Source organism: Arthrobacter sp. Y3223164 (assembly GCF_059091005.1).
This window is the reverse complement of sequence record NZ_JBNHGF010000153.1, coordinates 1-6260: the sequence shown is the minus strand read 5'-3', so window position 1 is coordinate 6260 and position 6260 is coordinate 1. Positions and strand designations below refer to the sequence as shown.

Sequence of the window (6260 nt, the reverse complement as noted above, 5' to 3'; positions counted from 1 at the left end):
CGCGGGCTCGGTCCCGCCGTCCCGCGGTTCGCGGGCGGCAGCCGGAACATCGTCTCCCGGCCGCACCCCGCCGTCCCGCCGGCTGCTGCCGATTTCCGAACTCATCACATGCCTCCTGCGTCGATCGCCCTCGCTGAAGCAGGTTGTTGCCCCCTGTGGGTACACCCTAGACCTGCCGCCGGCGGCGGGCCAGATCGGGAACCCTTTCGGGGGCGGCCGGGGCGGGGACTAAACTGGTAGGCGATGATGCGCAAAATGTTCAAGTCCAAGATCCACCGTGCGACGGTCACGCACGCGGATCTCCACTACGTCGGGTCCGTGACCGTGGACCTCGACCTGCTGGATGCCGCCGACATCCTTCCCGGCGAGCTGGTTTCCATCGTCGACGTCACGAACGGCGCCCGGCTGGAGACGTACACCATCGCCGGCGAACGCGGCTCGGGCGTGCTGGGCATCAACGGTGCCGCCGCCCACCTGGTGCACGAAGGCGATCTCGTCATCCTGATTACCTACGCCGACATGACCGACGACGAGGCCAGGTCCTTCGTGCCGTCGGTGGTGCACGTGGACGCCGGCAACAGGATCGTCGACCTGGGCTCCGACCCGGCGGAGTCCGTGGACGACGGGCTGATGCGCCCGCCGTTCGCGGTCAAGTAACCGTCCCCGGCGGCGCTCAGCGCCGGTGGTACTGCCGGTGCAGCGCGCGGACCTCGTCCGCCAGTTCGCCGGACGGCCCGTCCACCAAGGTTCCCGGCGCCACCTGCTGAATCGGCAGCGCGGCCACCGGCGCCGGCCCGACGCCCCACTCCGCCAGCCACCGGCCCAGCTGTTCGGATGACACTGCGTAGACAATCCGTCCCAAGCCCACCCAGGCGTGCGCCGCCGAACACATCGGACAGTGCTCGCCCGAGGTGTAGACGGTTGCCGCCCTGCGTTCCCCGGGTGGAAGGTTCCTGGCGGCCCAACGGGCAATCTCGAACTCCGGGTGCCGGGTGTGGTCCCCGTCCTTGACCCGGTTGCGGTCCTCGAACACGACGTTGCCGCCGGCGTCGACCAGCACCGAACCGAACGGCTCGTCGCCGTCGTCCAACGCTTCACGGGCCAGTTCAACGCAGCGCCGCAGATGCCTGAGGTCCTCGGTTGCCAGTTCCATGGGCCGATTATGGCAGAACGCCCAGCCGCCGGCATGTAACGCAGCTGACACCGGTCCGGGGAACCGCGCCGACAGGTAACGGGCGCCCTCAGCAGGTAACGTAGGGCGGGTGGGAAATTCGACAGTGCTCAGGACCGTGGCCACGTGGCTGCTGTGCCTGATGCTTGCCGTGGCCGCTGCCGCCATGACGATCATGCTGGTCAATGCGTTCGTGTTCAGCCCGCAGCACCAGGTGAAGGCGTACTTCAAAGCGCTGGAAGACGGCGACGGCGGTGCGGCGCTCGGTCTGCTTCACGCAACCGTGCCGGACGCCAACGCCGCCATGCTCGACGGCGCCGCGCTCAAGGCCTCGGTGGAGGACATCGAAGACCTGGAAGTCGGCGATCCGGTGCCGGCGGGCGAGGACAAGGTGGACCTGCCCGTCCACTACACGGTTGGCGGGGCGCCGCACACCTCGACGTTCACGTTGGAAAAGACCGGCACGACGTGGTTCTTTTTCAACCAGTGGTCCTTCGTACCCAGCACTCTTCCCACCATCAGCGTGGACGTGATCAACGAGAACGAGGCCTCACTGAACGGTACCCGGGTGGCGCTGCCGGAAGGCAGGAATTCCTTTGCGGTGTTCTATCCCGGCACCTTCGAGGCGCACTACGCGAGCGACTACTTCGCCGCCCCGGTCGTGGAATCCGTACTGACCGGCCCGGAAAACGCGCCGGACGCCCAACTCTCGCTGGCGACGGCGGCCACCCCCAAGCTGGTTCAGGACCTGGGCGCCCAGGTCAACGCCTTCCTCGACTCGTGCGCGGAGCAGCGCGTGCTGCAGCCCTCCGGCTGCCCGTTCAGCGCCGCGATGGACCGCGTCCGGGACGACACCATCAACTGGTCGATCGTGAAGTACCCGGACGTTAAGGTAGAACCCTTCAAGGGCAGCTGGGTGCTGAGCCCGCTGACCGGCGTCGCCAAGCTGAACGTCGTGGAAATCGACTTGTTCACCGGCGCCTCCGTCGAGCGGGAGATCGAGCAGGAATTCGGCTTCACCGGCCGGCTGTCCGTCATCGACGGCAACGTGACCCTGACCCCCGTCGTGGAGTACTGAGTCCGCTCCTAACCAGACGCCGGAGGCGGACAGGCTGTCCTGTCCGCCTCCGGCGTTGTCAGTCCTGCCGCGCGGCCGCCTAGTTCAGCCCGCGCAGGTCGAGGGTCATCTCGCCGGTTCCGGAGCCAACCACCACGGGGATGCCCCAGTCCTGCTGGTACAGGTGGCAGGCGGCATGGTCCGGGATCTCGCCGCCGGGTTCGCCGTCGCAGGCCGCCGCCCGTGCGGTGATGTGCAGGACGCCCTCCGCGACCTCGTCGGACAGCACCAGTTCGCGCACCAGCCCCACGGAGGTGCCGGCGCCGGAAACCAGCAGCTTCTCCGGCGAAGAAGAGATCTTCAGCTGCGTCGGGTCTCCCCAGCGGTCATCCAGCTTCTGGCCGGTGGGGGCCGCGAAGCGGACGGTCAGCGCCAGCGGCCCGGCCGAGACCTCGGTCTTGGGCCGCTGCGTCTGCGAGGCCCCCTCGTCCACCTTCAGGGCTTCCTTGGGGACGGGAAGCCGGACGAGCTGGTGCTTGTTCGCTTCCACCACCAGCAGCAGCGGCTCGCCTCCGCCGGCCACGGCAGAGGTGTCCAGCATGACGTCGGACGGCTCGGCCAGACCGCGCGCCAGGGTGGAGACGGTCCCGCTCACCGGGTCGTAACGGCGTACCGCCCCGTTGTAGGTATCCGCCACGGCCACCGAACCGTCCGGCAGGACGGCCACGCCCAACGGATGCTGCAGCCGCGCCTCGGCTGCCTCCCCGTCGCGGAATCCGAAGTCGAAGAGACCGGTGCCGACGGCGGTGGAGACGTGCGCCCGCTGCTCGCCCTTGACCTCCACGAAGGAAATCTTGCGCAGGGCCGACGTCTCCGAGTCCGCGACCCAAATGCCTCCTGCCGCGTCCTCGGCCAGGCCCGACGACTGGGCGAACCAGGCCGCGGTGGCCTCGCCGTCCTGCAGGCCTTCCAGCCCGGTACCGGCAAGGATGGCGACGGCGCCGGAGGCCGGGTCGAAGGTGAAGATCTGGTGCACGCCGGCCATGGCGATCACCACCGCCTCCAACCTGGTCGACCACAGGACGTCCCACGGCGAGCTGAGCGAGACGGCGAGCGGATCGGCGGGAAGCTGCTCCCGGCCCGATGCGATGGCTTCCGCCAGTTCCTCCCCCAGCGCTTCCCCGGAAGCCGCTTCGTCCGCCACGGATCCGGGACCGGCTTCGGCGAGCCCCGGCGCGGTGCGCTGGGAGCCGGCATCGAGCAGCCGCTGCACGCCGCTGCCGGCGATCGTGGTCACCTCGCCGGTGGCCAGGGACAGGCCGCGGAGGCGGTGGTTCACGGAGTCGGCAACGACGACGTCGTAGCCCGCCTTCCCGCGGATTCCTTCCGGAAGCAGGGCCACGCCCTGGGGCTCGTTGAACTGCGCGGCATCGGCCGGCCCGTCCTGCCAGCCCTTCACGCCCGAACCGTAGGTCCTGAGCACGGTCGACAGGTCAGCGGCCAGTTCCACCAGCCGGTGGTGGCCGGTGTCGCTGACCAGGAAGGACCCGCCGGCGGAGCCGACGCCGTCCGGCAGCGGAATGGCCTTGCCCGGGAAGCGCAGGTCGCCGGCGGTGGTTTCCGCGGGCACGTACGGCCCGTCGCCGCGGTGCAGCGTGCCCTTGGCTTCGTGTTCGGCCACCAGCTCTTCCACCAGCGACGCCAGGCCGCCGGAGTGGCCCTCTCCGGACAGGTGCGCCACGATGTAGCCCTCGGGGTCCACGACCACCAGCGTCGGCCACGCCCGGGCGGCGTAGGCCTGCCAGGTGTCCAGCTCCGGATCGTCGAGCACCGGGTGGTGGATTTCGTACCGCTCCACGGCCGCGGCCAGCGCCACGGGGTCGGCTTCGTGCTCGAACTTCGGGGAGTGCACCCCGACGGTGACCAGCACGTCCTTGTACTTTTCCTCCAACGGCCTCAGCTCGTCCAGCACGTGGAGGCAGTTAATGCAGCAGAAGGTCCAAAAGTCCAGCAGCACAATCTTGCCCCGCAGGTCTTCCAGCCCCAGCTGCTTGCCGCCGGTGTTCAGCCAGTTGCGCCCCACCAGGTCCGAGGCACGGACCCGGTAGTTGCTGCGGATGGTGTCGGCTGCCTCAGTCATCTGGTTTCTCCTTGTGTCCGGCCGGCGTCATCCGGTTCCGGAACGGGCGGCTGCCCGGTGGTGGTTGTCGGAAGTTCATGGTCGCCGGAGTCCGTGCCGGGCCCGGCGGCAGGCCGTGCTGCCCCCGGCGGGACCAGGCGTGCATCCTGCCGGGCCATCTTGGCAAACATATCGTTATAAGCCGCCAGTTCGGCGTCGTTATTCCTATCGGCCGAACGATCTTTACGCTTTGTTTCCCGCGCGTCGGACCGCGACCAGGCTATGGCCACTCCGACGGCGATGCAGAGGGTGGGTATTTCCCCGATGCCCCACATGATGGCCCCGCCCAACTGCTGGTCGTCCATGGCCGGCAGTCCCCACTCGCGTCCCATGCTGCCGAACCAGGAGGCCTGGATCAGGGCCGTGGAGCTGGTCAGGGCGACGCCGAAGAATGCGTGGAAGGCCATCGTCGCGAACAGCAGCAACAGCCGCAACGGGTAGGGCGCGCGCCGCGGCAGCGGATCCTGGCCGATCATCGAGAGGATGAACAGGTATCCGGTGAGCAGGAAGTGCAGGTTCATCAGCTCGTGCCCCACGTGCTCGCGCAGGGCGAAGCCGAACAGCGGCGAGTAGTAGAAGATGATGATCGAACCGGCGAAGTTCGCCGCCGCGAAGAGCGGATGGGTGATGACCGCGGAATACTTCGAATGCACCAGCCAGAGGATCCATTCGCGCAGGCCCTTGCTGCCGTCGCGGCGCGGCGGCAGCGCCTTCAGCGCCAGCGTGACCGGCGAGCCCAAGACGAGGAACAGGGGAACCACCATGGTCAGGGCCATGTGGTCCAGCATGTGCGCGCTGAACAGCACCATCCCGTAGACTGCCGGCGCCCCCGACGTGACATAGGTGAGCGCCAGCAGGCCGACGATCCAGCTGATGGTCCGGGCCACCGGCCAGCCGTCGCCGCGCCGGCGCAGCCTGGCGGCCGCGACCAGGTAGGCGATGCCGGTGACCAGGGCGAACGTCACCCACAGCCAGTCCCACCGCCAGACGGTCAGCCAACTGCTCCCGACCAGTTCCGGCGGCAGTTCGTAACCGGTCAGGATGCGCGCCGGGGACGTGTCCGGCGGCAGTTCCTCGGGCGTCGGCGGCGCCGTGCGGGCCAGGGCCGTCGCCACGCCGAAGACCGCCGCCATGATGAGGAGTTCGACGGTGATGAGCTGCCACAGGACGCGCTTGCCGGACTTCGTTGCGAGTTCGGGGATGATCCACTGCCGGTGCATGAAGCCGATGGCCCCCAGCAGCAGCGTGGCGAGGGCTTTGATCACCACGAGCACCCCGTAGGGCGTGGAGAGCTGGTCCAGCGAGGTGATCCGAATGGACGCGTTGATGATGCCGGAGAAGAACACCAGGCCGAAGCTGATCAGTGCCAACGATGAGTAGCGGCGCAGCACCTGCCCGGTGATGTCCCTGGTGCCCAGTGTGCCGGAGATGACCGCGAGGACGATGATTCCGCCCACCCAGAGGCAGGCACCCAGCAGGTGCAGCCCGATCGAGTTGACGGCCCCGTAGTGATCGTCGCCGCCGGCCGAGTGCCCGATCAGGGCCATCGGCAGCAGCCCGCCGATGGTGGCCAGCGCCAAGGTGGTGGCCAGCCCCGGGAGGGAGCGGAGGCCGAAGATCAGCGTGGCCACGACGGCGGCCACTATGGTGATGGCGAGCCAGGCCTGGCCGGTTCCGATGTCCGTCATGAAGCCGATGAATCCGGCGGTGTAGTTGGCGTCCCCGCTCACGGGTAGCCCGGCGACGTCGGAGAAACTGAAGACCAGCACGGCCATGGCCGCCAGCGTCCAGACTACGGCGGCGACCGCGGCCAGCCGCAGCGCGGCCGTGAAGGCGGGATGCTCGGGGCCCTG

At 68.8% G+C, this 6260-nt stretch carries 5 protein-coding genes; 2 read left to right on the top strand and 3 right to left on the bottom strand.

The annotated features are described in order from the left end of the window. Nucleotides 1-243: 243 nt before the first annotated feature. A complete protein-coding gene (gene panD / locus AC5RUJ_RS09335) occupies nt 244-657 on the top strand; it encodes an aspartate 1-decarboxylase (protein ID WP_494000722.1) in 414 nt (137 codons plus the stop codon). 16 nt (nt 658-673) lie between these two features. Here the strand turns inward: panD and AC5RUJ_RS09330 are convergent, their stop codons facing one another. Further along, nucleotides 674-1153 (bottom strand): nucleoside deaminase, encoded by a 480-nt coding sequence (locus AC5RUJ_RS09330; RefSeq protein ID WP_494000723.1) that lies wholly within the window; start codon nt 1151-1153, stop codon nt 674-676. A gap of 109 nt (nt 1154-1262) precedes the next feature. Between AC5RUJ_RS09330 and AC5RUJ_RS09325 the strand changes: the two genes are divergently transcribed. Then, a complete protein-coding gene (locus tag AC5RUJ_RS09325; RefSeq protein WP_494000724.1) occupies nt 1263-2249 on the top strand; it encodes a hypothetical protein in 987 nt (328 codons plus the stop codon). Nucleotides 2250-2328: 79 nt separating this feature from the next. Here AC5RUJ_RS09325 and AC5RUJ_RS09320 read toward each other — a convergent pair whose 3' ends face one another. Both AC5RUJ_RS09320 and AC5RUJ_RS09315 read right to left on the bottom strand, forming a co-directional pair. Then, on the bottom strand, nt 2329-4368 hold the full coding sequence (locus AC5RUJ_RS09320; RefSeq protein ID WP_494128514.1) for an NHL domain-containing thioredoxin family protein: 2040 nt from the start codon (nt 4366-4368) through the stop codon (nt 2329-2331). Then, nucleotides 4365-6260 (bottom strand): bifunctional copper resistance protein CopD/cytochrome c oxidase assembly protein (locus AC5RUJ_RS09315; protein WP_494155787.1); only part of this gene is annotated, 1896 nt, incomplete at its 5' end. The genes AC5RUJ_RS09320 and AC5RUJ_RS09315, both read right to left, overlap by 4 nt.